Genomic DNA, 22,058 nt, shown 5'->3' with positions numbered 1-22,058 from the left:
TACTCAAATCCGTCGCGGCGACCCGCGGCGAAACCAACGATGGTTTAGGAAAGCAGCCTGTGAATCAGCCAACAGATCGCGCACGTCACATGTGGATCGATCGGGAGGCTCTCGCCGAGGCGATGATTCCCCTTATCGGCAGTCTTTACCGCGACAACAACGTTGTGACGAGCGTCTTTGGTCGTGGCCTGAACAACAAATCGGTCATCGGTTTGCTCAAGGCGCACCGCTTCGCCCGCCACATAGCGGATGTCGAACTACCCCTTGAAGAGACCCTGCCCATTTTGCAGACACTGCGGCGGCTCAATCTCGGAGCTGCCTCGATCGACCTTGCCCGCCTCGCAATCGCCTATCGGCAGGACGCGGACGAGCGCTCCCTTGAGGAATTCCTGAGAGCTCAGCTGGCCGACATTGTGGATCAGCATGGGCTGGATGAGCGCACGAGTACCGATGTTGTGCTCTACGGTTTTGGCCGGATCGGACGCCTCCTTGCTCGCATCCTCATCGAGCACGCGGGTGGCGGTCAGGGACTGCGCCTGCGCGCCATCGTGGTGCGCAAGGGCTCGGCCAACGACATCGTCAAGCGTGCAAGTCTGCTGCGCCGTGACTCCGTGCACGGTCCGTTCGAGGGCACGATCACGGTCGACGAAGAGAACAACACCATCCTCGCTAACGGAACACTTATTCAGGTGATCTACTCGAGTGACCCGTCCACAGTGGACTACGAGTCCTACGACATTCACAACGCCGTCGTGGTGGACAACACCGGGCGCTGGCGCGACGCCGAGGGCCTCTCACAGCACCTGAAGTGCTCCGGAGTATCCCGTGTTCTGCTCACCGCCCCCGGTAAAGGTGCGCTGAAAAATATCGTGCACGGTATCAACCACCAGACGATCACTGCCGATGACACGATCGTCACCGCGGCATCCTGCACCACGAACGCCATCACGCCGGTGCTCAAAGCAATCAACGATCGTTTCGGCATCATCGACGGTCACGTGGAAACCGTGCACTCCTTCACCAACGATCAGAACCTGATCGACAATTTCCATTCCGGAGATCGTCGTGGACGCTCCGCCGCCCTCAACATGGTGATCACGGAGACCGGCGCGGCAAAGGCCGTAGCGAAGGCTCTGCCGGAGTTGGCAGGAAAACTCACCGGTAACGCTATCCGTGTGCCCACGCCCGATGTGTCAATGGCCATCCTCAACCTCACGCTGGAGAACGGCACCAGCAAGGAGGAGGTCAACACCTATCTGCGCACCATGTCGTTGCATTCCAACCTGCATCGCCAGATTGATTACATTGACTCACCAGAGGTTGTGTCGAGCGACTTTCTCGGTTCACGCCGGGCTGGCATCGTCGATGGTCTGGCCACGATTGCCAACGGCACCAAGGTCATTCTGTATGTCTGGTACGACAACGAGTTCGGCTACAGCTGTCAGGTCATTCGCGTTCTCGAGGAGATGGCGGGTGTGAACGCGCCGTCCTATCCGAGCGCGTCCGTAGAGGAACTCGAAGCCGTTCTCTGATCATCGCGGGAGTGCTGCTCACGGTCAGTCCTCGAGATACTGTTTCAGGCACGGCACATGCATGCCAGCAAGGGCTCTCTTTTCGAGTTGGCGGATTCTTGCCTTGGTCACGCCTTCGACGTGAGAAATCTGTTCAAGAGTGGCGGATTCCTGGCCTTCCAGACCGAAATGAGCAACGAGTACCGACCGCTCTTGGGACGGCAGTGCGTCGAGATAAAAGGTGATGTCCGTCTTCTGTCGTTTTGCGTTGGCGTAGTCGTCCGGTTCTAGTCGGTCCTCGTCGATAATCATCTCTGAAATCTCCCCGTCGCCAATCGGCGTTGCAAGGGATAGCGGCTCACGGTCATAGTTGAACAGGCGGGCCACATCACGTTTCTTCATGAGCATCGCGTCCGCGAGTTCCTCAAGGGTGGCTTGTCGCTGGAGTTCGGTCTCAAGGTCCCTGGCGACGCGGATGAGAGTCGTGATTTGTTCCGCGGTATGCGTTGGAACGCGGATCATTCGCGACCGATCGCATATTCCGCGGTGTACGGCTTGACGAATCCACCAGACCGCGTAGGTGGAGAACTTAAACCCGGTGGCGAAATCAAACTTTTCAACCGCACGAACGAGGCCTATGTTGCCATCCTGAACCAGGTCCATAATCGAGAGTCCAAAGCTGTGATAATGCTTGGCGACGCTGACCACGAGACGAAGGTTGGCCTCAATGAACTCGTTTTTTGCTTGCACCCCGTCCTGGTGCAGCCATTCCAATTCGCGTGTCAGCACCTGGTCGGTGCTCACCTGTGTGAGTTTGTCGGCGGCACAAAGGCCAACCTCAATCCGCTGGGCCAGCTCAACCTCCTCCGCGGCTGTGAGGAGCGGTGTCCTGCCAATCTTGCGCAGGTAGTCGCCGAAACCGTCGACTGTGCATCGTCCGCTGGAGATGCGTAGGTGGGGAGTGGCGGATTCGGTGAGTGTCATGAGTACACCAGCGCGAGCGCCCGAGGCGCCCGTCCGTCCAGCCCAAACCGAGATTCAAGAACCGTCCGGTCAGTCGGACCAAGCGCGTCGAGGAAAGCGTCGAGGTTCATGATCGTGATGTCGGAGGCCTGCGCATGGGCAGCGACGGGAATGCGATGGTGGCTGGTCATTGGTGGGTCCAGACTGGCTGCTGATTTCCGGGCGCTGGGTACCGGGGCTCAGATCGGACGCTCGTCCGGGGGCAACCCGTGCAGGACAACACATAAATCGGCCGAGCATCGAATTGAGTATGAGCCGGATTGGGGGCCAGCCTGGCCCGCGCGTGGCAGTAAGGGCAGGTGATGATCACGATGCAGTTCCTCCTTCGAGGCTGAAATAACCTCATATTTAAAAGTAGGCGTGAGAACCCTAGGGCGACAGTGACGTTCTAACCCTCCTGACGGCGATTTGGTCCCGTCTGGGCACGAGAAACTGTGACTTTGGTCCCTTATGACACTGTTCGGCGCGAACGAAGAGGCGTGCAGAGGTGCACGCCTCACGGAGCTGTCAGTGCAGTCGGAGCCGACCACACCAAGCGAGTACCGCGACCCGGTGAGCTCGTGACAGTGAATCGGCCGTGACAACTGCGGGCTCGTTGTCTGAGGTTGTCCAAACCGCTGTGCCGTACAACATTGTCGAATCCGTGCCCATCGTCGGCGATGACCACAATGATGCGACCGCGGGCGACCTTGACAGACACCTCGACCGAGGTGGCGCCGGAATGGCGTGCCACATTGCTGAGTCCTTCGGACAGAACCGCGAGGACATGGACCACAAGGTTTTCTTTGATGCATCGGTCGACCAGGCCGGTGAGACGGATGCTCGAGGCCATATCGAGTGGATCGGTCGCCTGTTGGATTGCGCTCAGCAGGCGGCCGTTGACGCTCTCGGACCCGGCCGACAGGCTTTCGAGTTGGTAGACGGTGTCGCGTAGCTCGTGGATGGTGGCATCCAGTTCGTGGGTCACCGATGAAATTAGCTCCAGCGCCGGCGCTTCCATCGTGAATCGTCGGAGGCTCTGAACGCTGATTCCCATGGCGAAGATTCTCTGGATGATCAGGTCGTGAAGGTTCAGTGCTATCCGTTCGCGATCGCCCAGCACAGCCTCGCGCTGCCGCTTCCGGTGAATGCCCGCAAGCTCGAGGGCGAATGCAACATACGTTGCGTAGACCTCCACCATTTCCACGTCGGTCGAGTTAAAGGTGCCATTTTCGGCCTTACGGGCCAAAACCAGCATGCCCCGGTTTTCTGCAGCGGATTGTAGAGGTGCCACCAAGGTGGTGCCGTACAGCGCTCGGCGCAACGCATTCCTGGGTTCTGGTGTCAGGAAGACATCATTCAGAGAACCCAGCAGTATGGCCTGGCGGTTATCGCTGAAGGTCTCGATCAGCTCGGGCTGGATTGCGATCTTCCGCAGCAGGATGGCTCCGGCACCGTCACCCGACGCGGCCGCGCAGTACACCATCCCGGACTCCGGTGTCGGTAAGCCGATTGCCACAAGATCCGCCCCCGACTCCCGCATCGCCCGTTCAGCCACGGTGTGGAGGGAGTCCCCTCCTCCCTCCGTGGAGGGTTTGATAAGGTCCTGAGCCAGGTCTGCGCACGCAATGAGCCAGCGCGCGCGTCGGTGAGAATCCTCGGACACGAGGGCGTTCTCCACGGTGATTCCAATGTCCCTCGAGAATCCAACGACGAGCTCCTCGTCCGCCTGAGTGAAGTCTGCACCGCCCTCTTTATTGGTCAGATACAGGTTGCCGAAGTGCACGTTGTCCACCAAAATGGGAACGCTCATTAGCGTTGTCATAACGGGGTGGTGGGGAGGGAATCCCGTAAATTCTGGCGAATCCTTACAGTCATGCAGGCGAAGTGCTGCGGCATGCCGGTTGAGCATGCCCAGGATCCCGATACCCGAGGGCGGAGACCCTATCTCGCGCTCGGTCTCGGCATCCACTCCAACTTGGACGAACTGAATCAGAGAATTCTTATCGTCGACGACCCCGATCGCGCCATACCTGGCGTTCGTCATGCGACATGCAAACGCGATTATTCGTCTCAGGACAGCATCGAGACTCTCGTGTTGCGCTCGGGTCACCAAGGATTCAAGCTGAGCGTTGGACCGCCACTGACCGTAGGGTGTCTGGCCGTGGTGACCAGCCACGGAGGGGGGCGCGAGGGCTCCGGATTCGGGGTCGCTACTCATCGAACAACCTCCACGTGGCTGGGGGAGCTCCTCATGTGCGTCGTTCACCTCTTTTGCGTCGTTTACGCTCGACACATCGGTGGCTGCAGCTAGCATGCCACGGATACCGTGGCCCGACAAGGCGTGAAACGCACGGTGCCTGCTCCCACGAAGCCAGACGCTGACGGCCGCGAGCGGGCCGGGAGCGGTCAGCGCGGCTCGCAGATGACAACCGGAATATCCCGGCTCGTCTTCTGCTGATATGCGCGATAGCCCGGGTAAGCGGCCGTGATTCGTGGCCACAATTCGGCCTTCTCTTGCGGGGTGGCCGTGCGTGCCCGCATCAGAAGCGTGTCGTCCTTGATGGTGAGCTCAACGTTGGGCTCTGCCACGAGGTTGAGGTACCAGTTGGGCTGCCGGTCGTCCCCGCCCTTGGACGCCACGAGCACGTACCGGCCCTCTCCGTGAACGGGAGCGGTCAGCATCGTCGAACGGCGCTCGCCGCTTGTGCGGCCCGTGGTGTGTAGCTCCACAGCAGGCATCGTCCCAATGGTCCAGCCCAGACGCCCACCGGACAGCCGCAGAATGCTGCGGTGGATGCCGTTCATCGCGCGCATACCGAGGTCTGTGAGCTCCGTGCGAATCGTCATGCACCGATCGTACGGGAGTAGTGCGGAGATTGTTCGACCCCGCCACCGAGTGATACGGTACCTCGGCGACTGACCCCACTGTAGGGCGCGTGGTCAGACGTCGAGGTACTGCGTCACTCGGTGTGGTTTCGGGCCTCCGAGCTCATGTATTAAAAGTAGGCGGGGCAACCCGAGGGCACTAGGGACTTAGCCTCGATCCACCGGTCTGCCTTGACTGATCGGCGTCACTGAATTCAGATCGTGGTTTTTGGTGGCGGGCAGGGCGAGGCTGCCGACCTTGCTGCCGGTGGTGTTCCAAGTCTTCGTTCGCCGGGTGGCTGGTGGTTAGGTGGTGGCGGTTTGCGGCGGGCCGCAGGCCGCCGCGAACGCGGTCGTCCATCCGGGTTTCCATGGCCAGTTGGCGGGGAGGTGCAGGGTGATCCTGCGTGCCGAGGTGGAGATGCGGGCGGGGATGCTGATGAGTTTGCGACGAATGGTGCCGCTGCGTGCCTTGCCGAGATCGCTGCCGGCCAGCGAACCAACGGCGCGCGAAAGGTTGAAGGCGATCGTGGCCAGCACGAGCCAGGCCGCGTTGGCCGTGAACACACCTGATGGCAGGTGCGCCAGCGCGCTGTCCTTAAGGTCGGCGTTAATCTGCTCGATGATGGCGTGCTGCCGGTGGGTCTGGTCCGCGGTGACAGTGTCCAGGTCGCTGGTGGTGAAGAACGCATGAAACCGATGCGTGTCAAACAGGGTCGGCTGCCCTTCGGTCGCCTTCTGATTCAGTTCCGGGATCCGGCGCACGACCAGGCGCCCCACGATGCGTTCGGCCTTCTTGCGCGAGCTGAACGCGGTGAACACGACTTCCGCGACCTCGGCGGACGATATCCACGCGCCGGTGGCCTCGTCCCGGATCGCATCGGTGTAGTTGATGGTCGTCCATTGGTCATCGGTGATCGTGCCGATGGCGCGCTTAACGGCCGGGTCCATGCGTGCCGTGATGGACACTTTTGCGCCAGCCCGGTGCGCGGCGGCGACGACCGCGTGCCCATAGAACGCGCTGTCCGCGCGCAGCAGCACGAGGCCGGTGGCCGTCTGGCTGCGGAGGCGTTTCACGGTGGCGAGGACATCCCCGACGAACTTTCCCGCGCCGCGCGGGGAACCTGCCGCGCCTTTCCGCAGCCGGGAGCCGACGATGATCGGTGCCGCCTGGGGTGTGGAGACGATGCCGATCAGAGCGTTCAAGCCGCGCACTCCGGAGTAGCCGTAACCGGAGCCTTGCTTCTGATATCCGTGGACTTCCTTGATCGTGTCGTCGATGTCCACAAGGGCATAGTCGTCGATGCCCGCCACGATCGGGGTGTGTGCGGCGACGTTGACCAGCCACCGCCAGGCGACGGCGTCCAGCTGCCGGACGTGACCAAACGTGAACGACCGCAGGAACGACCCCAACGTCGACGGGGCATACGTCCCGACGAAGAGTTTCTTCATACCGCCGTGCCGCAGCAACGCCATGTCATCGATCGAATCGGCACCAGCGAGCATCCCCGCGACCAACGCGGTGACTTTCAACCCCGAGTTCGCGCCGAAGTACCCCGGCAAGGTCAGCCATGCATCGGCGAGGTCGCTGAGCCCGGTTTTCACCGCCAACGCCATCGCGGGGACAAGCCCCGCGGCCGACACGAGATTCGTGTCATCGAAGGTGGCTGACAAGCGGCTGGAACTGTGGAAAAGTTGCATCTACGAGATGCCTCTCGAATCGGTTGAAATGAACCCTAAGTAAGTTCTATTTTTCCTGATCCGAGTGGCATTCTCTGTTTAACGCGCCGCTACGACCCTAACTCGACCGGTGGATCGAGGCTTAGTTCCCCTACTCGGAAGGCCTTTGGTCTCGGCCATGCAGGACTATGCGCGGCGGTAGCGGCGGAATCTACGAAACTCCTGCCGCCGAGCCCTAGCGTGGCCGGCTACCTGGAGACAAAATAGGACGCAACAGAGAATTGGCGCCGTGTCGGCGAGGCGCTGAGGGCCTACTCACCTTTCGGAGCTATGAGCTGGAGAACGCGATGAACACTCCCGACGAGTCACTGACCCCACATACCCGTGTCTTTATTCTGGATGACCACGAGCTGGTGAGACGGGGCCTCCGGGATCTCCTGGAACGTGAGGGATTTGAGGTCGTCGGTGCGAGCGGTTCCGCCGTGGAAGCCACGAGCCGCATCATTGACCTTCATCCCGATGTGTCGATTCTCGACGGCCGCCTTCCCGACGGGACGGGCATCGAGGTGTGCCGCGATGTGCGCAGCATCGATCCCACGCTTCAGTGCCTCATCCTGACAAGCTACGACGACGAAAAAGCAGTCCGTGGCGCCGTCCTGGCCGGAGCAGCGGGGTACCTGCTGAAAGAAATCGGCAGCACCGATCTGCTCGAAGACATACGCCGAGCGGCCGCGGGGGAGTCGCTTTTTTCCGACCGCGATCGGTCGAAGATTCTTGAGGGCCTCGTGGATCCTGTCGCCCGAGACAACCGAATGGTGCCGTTGACGGGTCAGGAAGAGCGGTGTCTTGCCCTGATCGGAGAGGGGTATTCGAATCGGCAGATCGCCGAGGCCATGTTCCTGTCCGAGAAAACGGTGAAGAACTACGTGTCGTCCCTCCTGGGCAAGCTGGGCTTCCAGCGTCGCACTCAAGCCGCCGTCTTCGTTACGTCGCAGGCATATCCTGATCCGGAATCCCCGGGGAAGGCACCGAGACCGGCGAGGAGACCGGCGACGTGACCGGCGACGTAATCGGAGCCGACCAAAGCAAACGCGTCCCACGATCTGGTTTGCTCGTTACGCTGAATCGTCCGTGATAGTTCTGGGCCCGTTTTCGCAGGTTGTCCAGCCCGCTGTGTCGCACGGTGTCGGTGATTCCATGACCATTATCTGCGATGAGCACCGTAATTCGACCGCGTTCGATCTTAACCGAGGCCTCTACTGATGTGGCGCCCGAATGACGCGCCACGTTGCTCACACCTTCGGAAATAACCGCCAGAATGTCATCCAAGAGTGCCTCGTCGATGGACTCATCGGTGAGACCAACCAAGTGGATGCTGGACGTGATGGGAATTGCGTTTGTGGACTTCCGAATCGCGGCCAAGATTCGGCTGTGGACGCTTGACTGTTCGGCGGACAGGTTTTGTAGTTCGTAAATCGTGTCTCGAAGTTCGTGGAGGGTTGCATCGAGTTCCTTCGTGATCGCGGAGATGAGCTCGAGAGCAGCCGGATTTTCGGTGAACCGTCTGAGACTCTGAAGGCTCAGGCCGGTGGCGAAGATCCGTTGCATGATCCGGTCGTGCAGGTTCATGGCGATTCTGTCTCGGTCGCCCAGCACTGCCCGACGCTGACGCAGACGATGAATTCCGGCAAGTTCGAGAGCAAGCGTCACATACGAGCCGAAGACGTCCACCATTTCCATGTCGGTCGGGTTGAAAGCGCCGCGTCCCGCGGTGCGGGAGAGGATGAGGAGACCTCGTGCGTCTGCCGGGGGTCCGAGCGGCGTAATCAGGGTCGTTCCGAAAATCGACAGTTGGGTTGAATCGACCATTGTGGACGGCACCAGCACGTCGGTCAGTGAGGGCAGGGCCAGATGCTCACCAGAGGACCGAAGATGGGCGAGAACCTGGGGGTGGAGCTCGACGAGCTGTCGCAGCATGGTGTCCGCACCCGCACCCGATGCTGCGGCAAAGTAGACGTGGCTGAGGTCAGGCGTCGGTAAGCCGATCGACGCAAAGTCGGCCCCTGACTCCCGTCGGGCTCGTTCGGCCACAGCCTGCAAAGCGACACCGCCACCGGCCCCGCTGGAGGAGGGCTCGAGCAGATCTCGCGCCAACTCCGCACAGGCTCTCAACCAGTGCGTTCGACGCTGGGCGTCATCAAACAGGAGGGCGTTTTCGACTGACACTCCTGTTTCTCTCGCCAGAGCGCCCACGAGGTCCTCGTCCTCGGCGCTGAAATCGTCTCCACCGAGCTTCTCCGCCACGAACAGAGTTCCGAAGGGCACGTCTCGAATGGCGACGGGAAAGCTCATCAGCGTTGAGATAGGTGGGTGGTGAGGCGGAAACCCTTCAAATTCGGGGGATGCGGCAACATTGTTGATGCGTCGTGTTTGTGGATTCCGCACGAGCATGCCGATTACTCCTCGCCCGTGGGGACGCACACCGATCGCTTCCTCCGTTTCAGCATCCATCCCAACGGAGATGAAGCGAATGAGGGATCCGTCGCTGTCAGCGACGGCCAGCGCGCCATATTTCGCTTTGGCGAGGCGACAGGCAAACGAGACCATTCGGCTGAGGACCTTGTCGAGATTCTCGTGGTGCTCGAGGGAAGCGACGGAATTAGCGTAATTTGTGTTCTGTTCCTGATTGAGGAAGAGCTGAACGACACGTGAGTCAAACTTCACAAGCGTGGGTGGCGTGGGTGGCGTCGGTGGCTGGGGCTCGTGATCGCTGGCTGAGTTCACTGGATTACCTCAAAAAACAATGAATGGTGCCCCGGATTCGTTGCGGTGAGTCAGGTATCAGTCGCAAACTGCGCCCAGCATGGCACGGAATCTCTGCCCCTTCAAGGTCTCCGCCAGCTCAGGCGCGACCCTGGTTGCCACGCCTGTACGTTGGAGGTATGACGACAGCAACGATGCTCAGCACCATCCTTCGTGACGCCGGTTCGACCAGGCCGTACGCCCAGAGCGCTCCGCTTACCTTCGAACAGATACCGGTCCCCGCGCCCCGGGCCGGGGAACTACTCGTGAAGATTGAACGCGCGAGTCTCTGCCATTCCGACCTCTCGGTCATCGATGGGTCTCGCATCCGCCCGTTGCCGATGGCTCTTGGGCATGAGGCGGCCGGGATTGTGACCGGCATTGGCGCCGGAGTCACGGACGTTGCGGTGGGCGACCACGTTGTGCTCGTGTTTGTTCCGAGCTGCGGCGACTGTCGTTCCTGCCGCGCGGGACGCCCTGCACTCTGTCATCGTGGCGCTCTGGTCAACGGCACCGGTGACCTGCTGCACGGTGACGCGGTGCTGCGCTCCGGTTCGGGGGACAGAGTGAGCCACCACCTGGGCGTCTCCGCTTTTTCGCAGTACGCAGTGGTCGCGCGGGAATCGGCGGTCGTGATTGCCGCCGATGTGCCGTTCGACGTGGCGGCCATGTTCGGGTGCGCGGCGCTCACCGGCATTGGCGCGGTTCTCAACACCGGCGCGCTCACGGAAGGGCAGTCGGTGATCGTCTTTGGCCTCGGTGCTGTTGGTCTGATGGCCGTCATGGCCGCGGCTCAGGTAGCCGGCACCACCGTGATTGCCATCGACCCGCTGCCCGAGAAGCAGGCGCTGGCGCTTCGGTGCGGCGCCACCTGGGCCGGAGCTCCGGAGCACGCGGTGAGTCTGGTCGCCGAGCATGCCGGGGACGGCGTGGACCTTGCTATTGAGGCGGTCGGAAACTCCCGAGTCACGGAGGCCTGCCTCGGACTGCTCACCCGTGGCGGTGCTCTCGTGTCGGTGGGCCTGCCCCACCCCGATCAGACCATCACGACCTCTGCCCTGCAGTTTGCCGGCACGGGGCGACGTCTTCTGGGCTGCTACATGGGTGACTCGGTTCCCAGCCGCGATATTCCGCTGTACCTGGACCTCTGGCGGGCGGGAACCCTGCCGGTGGAACTGTTGCATACCGACACCCGTCCCCTGACCGACCTCAATGAGAGCCTCGACGCTCTGGCCGAGGGGCGCGTCGTGCGGCGTCTGTTCACCATGGAGTAGCACCACCCGGGCCGGAACCGCATCGGTCCTCCACAGCCGGCCTATCCACAGACGTGTGCACGGATGGCGTCCCGCGTGCACGGGCGTCTTGCGGTTCGGCCACTGTGGTGGCCGGAGGTACTCGTGGCACGCAAAGACCAACTCGGCAGGTACGGAGAAGACTGCGCTGCCGCCTACCTCGTTGCTGAGGGATATTCGGTGATCGACCGCAACTGGCGGTGCCCCGACGGCGAGGTTGACCTCATCGTGGAGCGCGGTGCAGAGGTGGTATTCGTTGAGGTGAAAACGCGCAGCAGCGTGAGCTTTGGGCATCCGTTTGAGGCGATCACCGCGGAAAAGCTCGCCCGAATGCGTCGCCTGGCGGGCCTCTGGTGCTCCCAGGCGCAGGTGTGGCCGGCACACATTCGGGTGGATGCGATCGCGGTGATCGCCGCACGGGGACGAGAACCCGTCATTGAACATCTGCAGGGCGTGTTCTGATGCCGCTGGCGCGAACCCACGCCGTGGCCCTGCTCGGTCTGTCCGGTGCGCTGGTGGAGGTTGAGGCCGACATCTCCGCCCAGCTTCCGGCCATGATCATCATTGGGCTTCCCGATGCCGCGCTGTCGCAGGCCACGCAGCGCGTGCGCGCGGCGGCAGCCAACTCCGGGTGCCCGCTCACCACCCACCGCCTCACGGTGGCTCTCTCCCCGGCCGCGCTGCCCAAGCACGGCGCCGGCTTCGACCTCGCCATTGCGCTCGCCTGCCTCGCCGCCGACCGGGTGGTGTCCGCCGAGTCGGTGGGATCGGTCGTGCACTTTGGCGAACTTGCCCTCGATGGCCGGCTGCGTCCCACTCCGGGTATTTTGCCGGGCGTCGTGGCCGCTGCGCGCTTGGGGAACACAACCGTCATGGTTCCCGCCGGAAACGCCGACGAGGCGGCGCTGGTCCCCGGGGTGAACGTGGTGGGTGTCGCCTCGCTGCGAGACGCAGCCATCTGGCACGGGGCAACACTGCCGACGCGTCCGGTGGAGGCGATTCAGCAGCCGAACGACCCGTCGGCCCTCGGCCCTGAACTCGACCTTGTCGACGTGATCGGCAACGACGACGCCATCCTGGCCCTGCAGGTGGCGGCCGCCGGCCGACACCATGTCTTTCTGCTCGGCCCGCCCGGCGCGGGCAAGACGATGCTTGCCGCCCGGCTCCCCGGCCTTCTCCCTGACCTGGGTGCGGTCGCATCGCTGGAGGTGAGCTCGCTCCGCTCCCTCGGCGAACGGGGCCTGGGTTCTGCGCTGATCACCCGGCCACCGTTCGAAGCGCCGCACCACACGATCACGGCGGCGGCGATGGTGGGCGGTGGAACGGGGCAGATTCGACCCGGAGCCGCCTCGCGGGCCTCCCACGGGGTGTTGTTTCTGGATGAAGCTCCCGAGTTCGCGAGTGCCGTGCTCGATGCCCTGCGTCAGCCGCTCGAATCGGGCACCATCAGCATCCACCGTGCCAACGCGATCGCGCACTTCCCGGCCCGATTCCAACTCGTTCTGGCCGCCAACCCCTGCCCGTGTGGCCAGTATGGCGCCGGTGATCTGGAATGCGCCTGCCCACCCAACTCGAGGCGACGCTATTTGGCTCGACTGTCGGGACCGCTCCTTGACCGCATTGATATTCAGCTCGGTGTGCAGCGCATCACCGCGGCCCAGTTGCGGCTCTCCACCGACAGCGTGCGCATTGACAGTGCCCAGGCGCGTAGCCGGGTGGTGGACGCCCGCGCGGCAGCAGCGGAACGCCTCCGCCACACCCCGTGGGAGTTCAACTCACAGGTACCGGGTCCCTGGCTGCGCGGCGCCGACGCCCGACTGGACCTTAAGACCACGGCCCCGCTTGATCGTGCGCTCGAACGCGGTGGTATCACCATGCGGGGATATGACCGGGTGCTTCGTGTTGCCTGGTCGGTTGCAGATTTGGAGGGCGCCGACCGACCCGGTGCCGAACACGTGGGACTCGCACTCTACCTACGAAAGGGAATGACACCGTGAGCATCTTTGGACTACCCGACCAGCAGGTGCGGGCGCTCGCCACGCCGGTGCGCAGCGACGAGACGACGGATGCCGGTGTGCCGGCCCCGTGGGCCGAGATCTTCGCCCGTGCGGCCTGGACCGGCATCGCCGAACCCGGAGATGGCCTGGCCGGACTCGTGGTCAACAGTCTCGGCGCCACCACGGGCCTGACGGCGGTTCTTGAGGGGTGGGCACCGGCGCGGGTCGCAGCGGTACTGATCGACGCTGGTTACGACGACTCCGAGGATGAGCTCGGCACCAGACTGGACCAGGGGCTGCTCCGCTGGCGGCCACGACTCAATTCGGTGGAGGTGGAGCGCTCACTGGCACAGGCCGCACGCGTCGGCGCCCGACTTTTGTTGCCCACCGATGCCCTCTGGCCCCGGTCGCTCAACGATCTGCTGGCCCACACGCCGCTGGCCCTCTGGTGGCGGGGTACCGAAGCGGCGCTGGCGAGCATCCCGCAGTCGATCGCCCTGGTGGGTGCCCGCGCCGCTACCGGCTACGGCGAGCACGTGGCCATGGAAGCGGCCGCGGGGCTGGTTGACCGCGGCTTCACCATTGTGTCCGGTGCGGCCTACGGGATCGACGGCACAGCGCATCGCACCGCCCTCGCCAGCCACGGAAGCACCGTGGCTTTTCTCGCCGGGGGAGTCGACCGCTTCTATCCCGCCGGACATGACGGCCTTCTCGCTAAAATCGCCACCGACGGCGCTGTGCTGTCTGAACTGGCCTGTGGCTCAGCACCAACGAAGTGGAGATTTTTGCAACGCAATCGGTTGATCGCGGCGGCGAGCCTCGCCACGGTGGTGCTTGAAGCGGGCTGGCGATCAGGGTCGCTCAACACGGCCAGCCACGCCGCCACACTCGGCCGTCCGCTGGGAGCGGTTCCGGGGCCCGTAACCTCGCCAACCTCGGCCGGCTGCCACCGACTTATTCGAGAATTCGATGCCGTCTGCGTCACCACGGCCGCCGAAATGGCCGAGCTCGTGGGGGAGCGCTCGGTTCAGGTTCCACTGGATTATGCCGAAGCGGATGGCTCCACCAGTGACCCAGAAGCACGAACCAGCGACCAGGTTCGGGTATTCGACGCCCTGAGCGGCCGACTGCCGCGGCCGTTGCCGGACATCGCGCGCCGGGCCGGCCTGTCGACATCGGCAGTGCGCGCCGCGTTAGGAGCACTCGACGTGGATGGTGTCGTCGGTGAGCGCGGGGCCGGCTGGGTGCGACTGCACTAGCCACCGCATTGAATTGCTCCCGCGCGCTGTAAACCGGCTGTCGGTGGCAGGCCGTAGTCTGGGGGCATCGACGAGAGGCGGCGCATGGCAGACATCCAACTGGGGCAATATCCGGCAGCGAGCCACCTGATTGTTCACCTCAGCGACACCCATTTTCTCGACGATGAGGCTCTGCTTTACGGTGCCGTCAACACCGACAGTGCGCTGCATCGCGCCCTCGCTCAGCTCGACCGCTCCGGGCGGCACCCCGACGCTATCGTCATCACCGGCGACGTCGCCGACCGCGGCGAAGCGGGTGCCTACCGACGCGTGCGCGGCGTCGTCGAGCAGGCTGCTACCCGGTGGGGCGCCGAGGTGCTGTGGGTAATGGGGAACCACGATAAGCGCGAGACGTTTCGAACCGAGCTGCTGCGCGAAGAGGCCGGTGACGGCCCGATAGACCGTGTTGCCTTCGTGAACGGCCTGCGCATCATCTCCCTCGATACCAGCGTGCCCGGCTACCATCACGGCGAACTCTCTACTGCGCAGTTGGATTGGCTGGCCGCCGAACTGAGCGAAGAGGCACCCCACGGCACCCTGCTCGCCCTGCATCATCCGCCTATCCCCACACCGCTGGCGCTCATGACCGTGCTCGAGCTTCGCGAGCAGTCGAAGCTCGCCCACGTGATCCGCGGCACCGACGTGCGAGCAATTCTGGGCGGACACCTGCACTACTCCACGCACGGAATATTCGCCGGAATTCCCGTGTCAGTGGCCGCAGCACTCTGTTACACCATGGATCTGAGCGCCCCCCAGCGTGAACTCCTCGGTGTGAACGGCGGCCAGTCACTGGGCCTCGTGCACGTTTACGACGATCAGATTGTGCACTCGATCCTGCCGGTAGGCACCTTCGACACGGTCACGCATTTTCCCAGCTCCTATCTCGACACCATCGAGGCGCTCACTCCCACGGAGCGCACCGAATCTTTTTCACGGCAGGTCTGAGTGAGCACGGCACACTTCACACCGGCGGGCCTCACCGCGGCCGTCGATGACTTTCTCTTCGTCCTCACGGCGGAGCGGGGGTATTCCGCGCACACCGTGCGGGCGTACCGCACCGACCTCACCCAGCTCGCCGCCTTTGCAACGGCCCGCCAGAGCGACGGCACGGTCGACATCACCCTCGAACTGCTGCGGGAGTGGCTGTGGGTGGCGACCCAGGCTGGACTGGCACGCGCAACGGTGGCGCGCCGGTCGGCATCCGCCCGCAGCTTCACGGCCTGGCTCTCCCGAACCGTCACCGACACCGCCGATGAGGGAGCGAGGCTCCGGTCACCCAAACCCGCACGCACTCTGCCCCGCGTCATCAATCGCGGCCAGATGCAGGAACTGCTCGCCGCACTCGAAGCGCGTGCGGCAGACGGGAACGCCATTGCCCTCCGAGACCTGGCGATCGTGGAGATTCTTTATGCCTCCGGCCTCCGCGTGTCTGAACTCGTGGGCCTTAATGTGTCCGCGGTGGATCTTGATCGCCTCACCGTGCGTGTCACCGGTAAGGGGGCGAAGGAACGCGTGGTGCCCTTCGGCGTGCCGGCTCACCGGGCAATTGTGAGCTACCTCCGAGACGGTCGTCCGCATCTGGTGGCAGGCGTGCCCGTGTCACCCCACAACGTCATGACGGTACCGGAATACCCTGGAGCGGATGCGCTGCTGCTGGGTACCCGAGGCCAACGTCTGGGCGTGCGCGGCGTCTATCGCCTCGTCGCCGCACTGCTGGGCGACATTCCCGGAAACGGACCGGCAGGACCGCACGCACTCCGGCACACGGCGGCAACGCACCTCCTCGACGGTGGCGCGGACCTGCGTGCAGTGCAGGAACTGCTCGGACATGTCAGTCTGGGCACCACCCAGATCTACACGCACGTCTCCGCCGAGCGCCTCAAGCAGAGCTACCGGCTGGCTCACCCGCGCGCCTAGCCTGCGCCTGCCCGCGGTTCACCCGAGTGGCAACAGGACCGCCCGCGGCACCCCACCCAGAAATCGCAGCGGTGACACGTAGCGGCCATGTTCGCGAACGCCGAAGTGGAGACACCGCTGACCACAGTGGCCTCCCACGGCCACCGTGCCCACGCGTTGTCCCGCAACGACACGGTCACCCACAGCCACGAGCGGGTCGACCGGTTCTACGGTGGAAACGATGTCGTGGGCGTGGACGATGGACACCACCGGGCGATCAACAACAAATCCCACGAAAGACACCTGACCGTCACTCGGAGCGAACACGGGATCAGACGGCGCGGCTGCAAGGTCGATCCCACGGTGACCTGCCGAATACGGTGTGAGCGGCGCGACGAAACCAGCCAGAACCTGGTGCGGCGGCTGGAGTGGCCAGCCCCAGGCATCCGCTGGGCTCGAGGAGACGACGAGAGCAAGCAGGGGCGCGAAGACAACCAACCGCAGGCTGCGACGAGTCGACATCAGAGTGAGCATCCCTCCACTCTGGCCCCGCTGTTCTCCCGAGACGGGGTGCCGGCGCAATCCGTGTGGTGGCAGCGAACACGTGGGCGGGGGAGGACAGGTGAGCGTCAGGAGAAAAGCGTGCACAGCCTCGCAACCGAGTGATAAGCTACTCCAAGCAGCGCCTCGTGCGCTGACTACGCGTGCCCATCAGGCCGCCATGTCTATCGGTCCCCGTCCTCTCGAAATCACCATCTTCGAGAAACAGGGGCGGACGTGTGCCGGGCACCAGGAGTGAAGATCATCCGATCCTCGCACAAACCGATTGGCGTACCGTGCCTTCGCGCACACACGCCGGACAAGGAGAACGGCTCATGGCCGTCGTAACCATTCGCCAGCTGCTCGACAGCGGCGTGCACTTCGGGCACCAGACCCGCCGTTGGAACCCGAAGATGAAGCGATTCATCTTCACCGAGCGTTCCGGCATCTACATCATCGACCTGCAGCAGTCGCTCGGGTTCGTTGACAAGGCCTACGACTTCGTCAAGGAGACGGTTGCCCACGGTGGCACCATCCTCTTCGTCGGAACGAAGAAGCAGGCACAGGAATCCATCTCTGAGCAGGCAACCCGCGTAGGCCAGCCCTACGTGAACCAGCGCTGGCTCGGTGGACTTCTCACCAACTTCCAGACGGTTTCCAAGCGTCTTGCTCGCATGAAAGAGCTCGAAGAGCTCGACTTCGAAGACACCGCCAAGAGCGGTTTCACGAAGAAGGAAATGCTCATCAAGAAGCGCGAGCTCGTCAAGCTGCACAAGAGCCTCGGCGGAATCCGCAACCTCACCAAGACGCCGTCCGCGCTGTGGGTTGTTGACACCAACAAGGAGCACCTTGCCATTGACGAGGCGCGCAAGCTCGGCATCCCCGTCATCGCAATCCTCGACACCAACTGCGACCCCGATGACGTGCAGTACCCGATCCCGGGCAACGACGACGCCATCCGCTCCGTCGGCCTGCTCACCCGCATCATTGCGGATGCCGCAGCCGAGGGCCTCATTCAGCGCCACGCCAAGCCGGAGGCCGAAGTTGAGCCCCTCGCCGCTTGGGAAGCTGAACTCCTCAAGGGTTCCGACGACGCGGCTGCAGAGCCTGTTGCTGAGACCGTTGTAGCTGAGCCTGTCGTAGCTGAGACCGTTGTAGCTGAGCCCGCCGTCACGATCGCTGATGTTGTTGGCGACGCCGACGTTGCCGCTGCTGTTGCAGTTGCCGTTGACGCCCCGGCCGCAGAAGAAACCAAGTAGGGAACCCCGTATGGCAAACTTCACACTCGAAGACGTCAAGGCTCTCCGCGAGAACCTTGGCACCGGCATGGTCGACACCAAGAACGCGCTCGTTGAAGCTGACGGCGACATGGACAAGGCAATCGAGATCCTGCGTCTCAAGGGTGCCAAGGGCAACGCCAAGCGCGCTGACCGTTCCACCTCTGAAGGCCTCGTTGCGGCCAAGGAACTCGGCACCACCGCGTACATGATCGAGCTCGCCTGCGAGACCGACTTCGTCGCCAAGGGTGGCAAGTTCGTCGCCCTCGCCGACAAGGTCCTCGACGCCATCGCAGCAGCCGGAGCGACCACGGTCGAAGCCGGACTCGCCGCGACGAGTGGCACGCAGACCGTTGCAGACCTGATCGACGGTGAGGCAGCAATCATCGGCGAGAAGTTCGAGCTTCGCCGCGTTGCCGCCGTCACCGGTGAACTGTTCTCGATTTACCTGCACAAGACCAGCAAGGACCTGCCCCCGCAGGTCGGCGTGGTCCTGGGCTACTCCGGAGCCGACGCCGAGACCGCTCGCAGCATTGCGCAGCACATCTCGTTCGCCAACCCCGAGTACCTCGCGAGCGAGGACGTCCCCGCGGATGCCGTCGAGGCCGAGCGCAAGATCGTCACCGAGATCTCGAAGAACGAGGGCAAGCCCGAAGCGGCTCTGCCCAAGATCGTCGAAGGACGCGTCAAGGCCTACCTCAAGCAGGTCGCCCTGCTCGAGCAGGACTACGCAAAGGACAACAAGGTGTCGGTGAGTAAGGTTCTCACCGATGCCGGACTGACCGTAGCCGGCTTCGCCCGGTTCAAGGTCGGCGCGTAACAACAACTGATGGAGATCGGATTGCATAAGCGATCCGATCTCCATTTGTGTGTGTGCCCCAAGGCACCCGGTAGTTTTGACCCACATCGTACGAAAGGTCCTCCAGCACATGATTGATACGGGCAAGAAGCGCAGAGTTCTTTTGAAACTTTCCGGCGAGGCCTTCGGTGGAGGCGCCGTCGGTGTCAACCCCGATGTCGTGAGCTCACTTGCCCGGGAAATCGCCGAGGGCGCGAAGCAGGTTGAAGTTGCGATCGTTGTCGGAGGCGGCAACTTCTTCCGAGGTGCGGAGCTGTCCCAGCGCGGAATGGACCGGGAACGTGCCGATTACATGGGCATGCTCGGTACCGTCATGAATGCGCTCGCCCTGCAGGACTTCCTCGAGCAGGCCGGAGCCGAAACTCGCGTTCAGTCCGCGATCGCGATGACCCAGGTCGCTGAACCGTACATTCCGCGCCGTGCCGAGCGCCACCTGCAAAAGGGCCGTGTTGTCATCTTCGGTGCGGGTGCCGGACTGCCGTACTTCTCGACCGACACCGTTGCTGCCCAGCGCGCCCTGGAGATCACCGCTGATCTCGTGCTCGTCGCCAAGAATGGCGTCGACGGGGTGTATTCCGATGACCCACGCACCAATCCCGACGCACGCAAGATCGACCAGATCACCTACCAGGAGGCGTTGCAGCGCGGCCTCAAGGTTGTTGACTCAACGGCTTTCAGTCTGTGCATGGACAACAACATGCCCATGCAGGTCTTCGGTATGGCGCCGGAGGGCAATGTGACGGCCGCCATCCTCGGCGCCGATCTCGGCACCCGCGTCTCCAACTAGAATTCTCATACCCACCGAAAAAGGAGTCACCGTGATCGCGGATGTTCTGTCCGATGCCACTGCACGCATGCAGAAGGCGCTTGAAGCCGCCAGAGATGACTTTGGGACCGTGCGTACCGGGCGCGCGAACCCGCAAATGTTTGCCAAAATTCTGGTGAACTATTACGGCACGGCCACCCCGCTCGAGCAACTTGCCTCCCTGCAAAACCAGGAGGCACGCACTCTTCTCATCGGGCCGTACGACAAGAGCGCTTTGCGCGACATTGAAATTGCCATTCGCGACACCCCGAACCTGGGAGCCAATGTGGGCAATGATGGTGTCACCATCCGCGCCACCCTGCCCGAGCTCACCACCGAGCGCCGCAAAGAGTTCGTCAAAATCGTCAAGGCCAAGGCGGAGGACGCTCGGATCTCGGTGCGCAATATTCGGCGCAAGGCGAAGGACGAGCTGGATGCGCTCAAGAGCGACGTGGGAGAAGACGAGGTGGGTCGAGCCGAGAAAGAGCTGGAGTTGATCACCAAGAATCACGTTGATAGCATCGACGATGCCTTCAAGCGCAAGGAAGCCGAACTGCTCGAGATCTAGGAAGAGTTCTCAGATGACGGATCAGCCGCAGGGCCCGAGGCCGCCCAAGCGCGGGCACGGTGTGAGCCGCGCCGAGTTCAAAGCACAGGTCCGGGCAACCCGAACCGACTTTGAACGACAGGTGCAGGTCACCCGAGCCGACTTTGAACGGCAAGTTCAGGCGACCCGCGCGCACTTGGATGCGACATCGGAACGCATTGAGGCGCGCACGGGACGTAACCTCATACTGGCCATCCTCATCGGTCTGGTGCTCGGTGGAGCGATGGTGGTGAGCCTGATCTTCATCAAAGAACTCTTCATGATCTTTGCCAGCGTCATCATTGGGTTCACCTCGTTTGAGCTGGCACAGGCCCTGCGACGTGCGGGGCGGAATGTTCCTCGTATTCCTGTGGTGATTGCTGCCGTTGGGGTTGTTCCCGCCGCCTTCTTCCTGGGTTCGGCGGGGCAGTGGCTGGCCACGCTCGCAGGCATTGTGTTCATCGCCTTGTGGCGCGTGGCCCTGGCCATACTGCCCGATCACCGAGCCCCCACCCGAGCTGTGCTCGGTGACATGGGGGCCGCGGTCCTCATCCAGATCTACGTTGTCTTCCTCGCATCCTTTGCCGTGCTCCTGGCCGCACAGCCGGGTGGGCAGTGGTGGACCGTCGCCTTCCTGCTCCTCGTGATCACCGCTGATACGGGCGCGTATGTGAGTGGTCTCAACTTCGGTAAGCACCCCATGGCCCCGAGTATCAGCCCCAAAAAGACGTGGGAAGGGTTCATCGGCGCTGCGCTGTCCTGCATCATCGCGGGCGTGCTGCTCGGCCTGTTCATGCTGGATCAGCCCTGGTGGTTCGGTCTCATCTTCGGCATCGTCATCGTTGTGACTGCAACCTTTGGCGATCTGGCCGAGTCGCTGGTGAAGCGAGACCTGGGCATCAAGGACATGAGTTCCTGGCTCCCCGGACACGGAGGATTTTTGGATCGCCTTGATTCGATCCTGCCCTCCGCTGGCGCGGCCTACGCCCTATACCTGATATTTGCATGAGGGACAGATTGTCGGCCTACCCCTTGAGTAAGGCAGAATGACGTCGTGAGCACAATTTTTCCGCGATCAGCCAAGAAGACCCTGGGCTACAGTCTTGTGCAGGTTGACGACTTTCTGGCCTCTGCCCGAGCAGCGTATGACGTCAACGATGGTGATGCCCTGCTCACGGCGGAGGCAATTCGTCACACCGCCTTTGCCATGCAAAAGGGCGGCTACTCCCCGCACCATGTGGATGCGGCCCTGGAGAGACTGGAGGACGCCTTCGCTTCCCGGGAGCGCGAGCGCCTGACCGGAAGCGACGACGAGCGAACTCGGAGCGAGGAAGCTCGTGAGCTCTCGTCTGCGGTCCTGAACCGGCTTAGTCGTTCGCCGGGACATCGTTTCTCCCGCACGAGTGTGCTCAGCGTGGGGTACAAACGTTCCGATGTGGACCGGTTTGCCAACAAAATCGTGAAGTACCTGCGGGATGGCCGTGCCCTCTCGGCCGATGAGGTTCGGACCGCGGTATTCCGGCCCGAACGTGGGGGATATCGCGAAGCCCAGGTAGATATTGTTCTCGATGGTGTCGTCGACGTGATGCTCTTCGTTCGATGATGCCAACCCGGCAGAACTGGCTCGGTTAGGTCTCTCCCGGCT

At 62.9% G+C, this 22,058-nt stretch carries 20 protein-coding genes and 1 pseudogene; 14 read left to right on the top strand and 7 right to left on the bottom strand.

The features are described 5' to 3' along the window. Positions 1-59: 59 nt before the first annotated feature. Positions 60-1,532 (top strand): glyceraldehyde-3-phosphate dehydrogenase, encoded by a 1,473-nt coding sequence (locus H4V99_RS11155; RefSeq protein ID WP_280678279.1) that lies wholly within the window; start codon positions 60-62, stop codon positions 1,530-1,532. Between the two features lie 24 nt (positions 1,533-1,556). Here H4V99_RS11155 and H4V99_RS11150 read toward each other — a convergent pair whose 3' ends face one another. The 5 genes from H4V99_RS11150 to H4V99_RS11130 form a co-directional block, all read right to left on the bottom strand. Then, a complete protein-coding gene (locus H4V99_RS11150) occupies positions 1,557-2,495 on the bottom strand; it encodes a sigma-70 family RNA polymerase sigma factor (protein ID WP_280678277.1) in 939 nt (312 codons plus the stop codon). Next, positions 2,492-2,665, bottom strand: coding sequence for a hypothetical protein (locus H4V99_RS11145; RefSeq protein ID WP_280678274.1), 174 nt, complete (start codon positions 2,663-2,665; stop codon positions 2,492-2,494). Before H4V99_RS11145 ends, H4V99_RS11150 begins: the two co-directional genes overlap by 4 nt. A gap of 365 nt (positions 2,666-3,030) precedes the next feature. After that, the gene (locus tag H4V99_RS11140) at positions 3,031-4,734 is read right to left on the bottom strand and encodes a GAF domain-containing protein (RefSeq protein ID WP_280678272.1); all 1,704 of its coding nucleotides are present in this window, start codon (positions 4,732-4,734) and stop codon (positions 3,031-3,033) included. A gap of 188 nt (positions 4,735-4,922) precedes the next feature. Then, on the bottom strand, positions 4,923-5,363 hold the full coding sequence (locus H4V99_RS11135; protein ID WP_280678270.1) for a nitroreductase family deazaflavin-dependent oxidoreductase: 441 nt from the start codon (positions 5,361-5,363) through the stop codon (positions 4,923-4,925). Positions 5,364-5,687: 324 nt separating this feature from the next. Continuing rightward, the gene (locus H4V99_RS11130) at positions 5,688-7,082 is read right to left on the bottom strand and encodes an IS1380 family transposase (RefSeq protein ID WP_280678268.1); all 1,395 of its coding nucleotides are present in this window, start codon (positions 7,080-7,082) and stop codon (positions 5,688-5,690) included. A gap of 326 nt (positions 7,083-7,408) precedes the next feature. On the opposite strand from H4V99_RS11130, the gene H4V99_RS11125 reads away from it, so the two are divergent. Continuing rightward, entirely contained in the window at positions 7,409-8,119 is a 711-nt protein-coding gene (locus H4V99_RS11125; RefSeq protein WP_280678266.1) for a response regulator transcription factor, read from the top strand. On the opposite strand, the gene H4V99_RS11120 is transcribed toward H4V99_RS11125, so the two are convergent. Further along, a complete protein-coding gene (locus H4V99_RS11120) occupies positions 8,046-9,785 on the bottom strand; it encodes a GAF domain-containing protein (RefSeq protein ID WP_280678263.1) in 1,740 nt (579 codons plus the stop codon). The two genes, H4V99_RS11125 and H4V99_RS11120, sit on opposite strands and share 74 nt — an antisense overlap. A gap of 218 nt (positions 9,786-10,003) precedes the next feature. On the opposite strand from H4V99_RS11120, the gene H4V99_RS11115 reads away from it, so the two are divergent. From H4V99_RS11115 to H4V99_RS11090, 6 genes are all read left to right on the top strand, one after another. Beyond that, on the top strand, positions 10,004-11,137 hold the full coding sequence (locus H4V99_RS11115; RefSeq protein ID WP_280678261.1) for an alcohol dehydrogenase catalytic domain-containing protein: 1,134 nt from the start codon (positions 10,004-10,006) through the stop codon (positions 11,135-11,137). Between the two features lie 123 nt (positions 11,138-11,260). Next, positions 11,261-11,617 carry a YraN family protein gene (locus H4V99_RS11110; RefSeq protein ID WP_280678259.1) on the top strand — a complete coding sequence of 119 codons (357 nt, stop codon included), beginning with the start codon at positions 11,261-11,263 and terminating at the stop codon, positions 11,615-11,617. After that, positions 11,617-13,152, top strand: a complete 1,536-nt coding sequence (locus H4V99_RS11105; RefSeq protein ID WP_280678256.1) for a YifB family Mg chelatase-like AAA ATPase — start codon at positions 11,617-11,619, stop codon at positions 13,150-13,152. Before H4V99_RS11110 ends, H4V99_RS11105 begins: the two co-directional genes overlap by 1 nt. Beyond that, positions 13,149-14,411 carry a DNA-processing protein DprA gene (dprA, locus tag H4V99_RS11100; RefSeq protein WP_280678254.1) on the top strand — a complete coding sequence of 421 codons (1,263 nt, stop codon included), beginning with the start codon at positions 13,149-13,151 and terminating at the stop codon, positions 14,409-14,411. The genes H4V99_RS11105 and dprA overlap by 4 nt, the downstream gene beginning before the upstream one ends. An 84-nt stretch (positions 14,412-14,495) precedes the next feature. Further along, entirely contained in the window at positions 14,496-15,395 is a 900-nt protein-coding gene (locus H4V99_RS11095) for a metallophosphoesterase (protein ID WP_280678252.1), read from the top strand. Next, the gene (locus tag H4V99_RS11090) at positions 15,396-16,367 is read left to right on the top strand and encodes a tyrosine recombinase XerC (RefSeq protein ID WP_280678250.1); all 972 of its coding nucleotides are present in this window, start codon (positions 15,396-15,398) and stop codon (positions 16,365-16,367) included. Positions 16,368-16,385: 18 nt separating this feature from the next. On the opposite strand, the gene H4V99_RS11085 is transcribed toward H4V99_RS11090, so the two are convergent. Next, on the bottom strand, positions 16,386-16,880 hold the full coding sequence (locus tag H4V99_RS11085; RefSeq protein WP_280678248.1) for a M23 family metallopeptidase: 495 nt from the start codon (positions 16,878-16,880) through the stop codon (positions 16,386-16,388). A gap of 341 nt (positions 16,881-17,221) precedes the next feature. On the opposite strand from H4V99_RS11085, the pseudogene rpsB reads away from it, so the two are divergent. From rpsB to H4V99_RS11055, 6 genes and pseudogenes are all read left to right on the top strand, one after another. Beyond that, positions 17,222-18,004: pseudogene (gene rpsB, locus H4V99_RS11080) on the top strand (30S ribosomal protein S2); the annotation flags it as partial. Positions 18,005-18,155: 151 nt separating this feature from the next. After that, positions 18,156-18,983: a translation elongation factor Ts gene (gene tsf / locus H4V99_RS11075; RefSeq protein WP_280678246.1), complete on the top strand. Its 828-nt coding sequence runs from the start codon at positions 18,156-18,158 to the stop codon at positions 18,981-18,983. A gap of 109 nt (positions 18,984-19,092) precedes the next feature. Then, complete coding sequence (gene pyrH / locus H4V99_RS11070) at positions 19,093-19,809, top strand: UMP kinase (RefSeq protein WP_280678244.1); 717 nt, start codon at positions 19,093-19,095, stop codon at positions 19,807-19,809. A 31-nt stretch (positions 19,810-19,840) separates the two neighbouring features. Then, a complete protein-coding gene (gene frr, locus H4V99_RS11065; protein WP_280678242.1) occupies positions 19,841-20,395 on the top strand; it encodes a ribosome recycling factor in 555 nt (184 codons plus the stop codon). 13 nt (positions 20,396-20,408) lie between these two features. Next, positions 20,409-21,422, top strand: a complete 1,014-nt coding sequence (locus tag H4V99_RS11060; protein ID WP_280678241.1) for a phosphatidate cytidylyltransferase — start codon at positions 20,409-20,411, stop codon at positions 21,420-21,422. Positions 21,423-21,467: 45 nt separating this feature from the next. Continuing rightward, complete coding sequence (locus tag H4V99_RS11055) at positions 21,468-22,016, top strand: DivIVA domain-containing protein (protein WP_280678240.1); 549 nt, start codon at positions 21,468-21,470, stop codon at positions 22,014-22,016. Positions 22,017-22,058: the final 42 nt, after the last annotated feature.

The organism is Cryobacterium sp. CG_9.6 (genome assembly GCF_029893365.1).
GTDB lineage: Bacteria > Actinomycetota > Actinomycetes > Actinomycetales > Microbacteriaceae > Cryobacterium.
The sequence above is the reverse complement of the archived record's forward strand: the minus strand, read 5'-3'. Positions and strand labels throughout refer to the sequence as shown.

Excerpts from the sequence above, each read along its gene's own strand:
- H4V99_RS11150 (WP_280678277.1), bottom strand. The coding sequence starts at position 2,495 with ATGACACTCACCGAATCCGCCACTCCCCACCTACGCATCTCCAGCGGA.
- H4V99_RS11145 (WP_280678274.1), bottom strand. The coding sequence starts at position 2,665 with ATGACCAGCCACCATCGCATTCCCGTCGCTGCCCATGCGCAGGCCTCC.
- H4V99_RS11140 (WP_280678272.1), bottom strand. The coding sequence starts at position 4,734 with ATGAGTAGCGACCCCGAATCCGGAGCCCTCGCGCCCCCCTCCGTGGCT.
- H4V99_RS11135 (WP_280678270.1), bottom strand. The coding sequence starts at position 5,363 with ATGACGATTCGCACGGAGCTCACAGACCTCGGTATGCGCGCGATGAAC.
- H4V99_RS11130 (WP_280678268.1), bottom strand. The coding sequence starts at position 7,082 with ATGCAACTTTTCCACAGTTCCAGCCGCTTGTCAGCCACCTTCGATGAC.
- H4V99_RS11125 (WP_280678266.1), top strand. The coding sequence starts at position 7,409 with ATGAACACTCCCGACGAGTCACTGACCCCACATACCCGTGTCTTTATT.
- H4V99_RS11115 (WP_280678261.1), top strand. The coding sequence starts at position 10,004 with ATGACGACAGCAACGATGCTCAGCACCATCCTTCGTGACGCCGGTTCG.
- H4V99_RS11105 (WP_280678256.1), top strand. The coding sequence starts at position 11,617 with ATGCCGCTGGCGCGAACCCACGCCGTGGCCCTGCTCGGTCTGTCCGGT.
- H4V99_RS11095 (WP_280678252.1), top strand. The coding sequence starts at position 14,496 with ATGGCAGACATCCAACTGGGGCAATATCCGGCAGCGAGCCACCTGATT.
- H4V99_RS11085 (WP_280678248.1), bottom strand. The coding sequence starts at position 16,880 with ATGCTCACTCTGATGTCGACTCGTCGCAGCCTGCGGTTGGTTGTCTTC.
- tsf (WP_280678246.1), top strand. The coding sequence starts at position 18,156 with ATGGCAAACTTCACACTCGAAGACGTCAAGGCTCTCCGCGAGAACCTT.
- pyrH (WP_280678244.1), top strand. The coding sequence starts at position 19,093 with ATGATTGATACGGGCAAGAAGCGCAGAGTTCTTTTGAAACTTTCCGGC.
- H4V99_RS11060 (WP_280678241.1), top strand. The coding sequence starts at position 20,409 with ATGACGGATCAGCCGCAGGGCCCGAGGCCGCCCAAGCGCGGGCACGGT.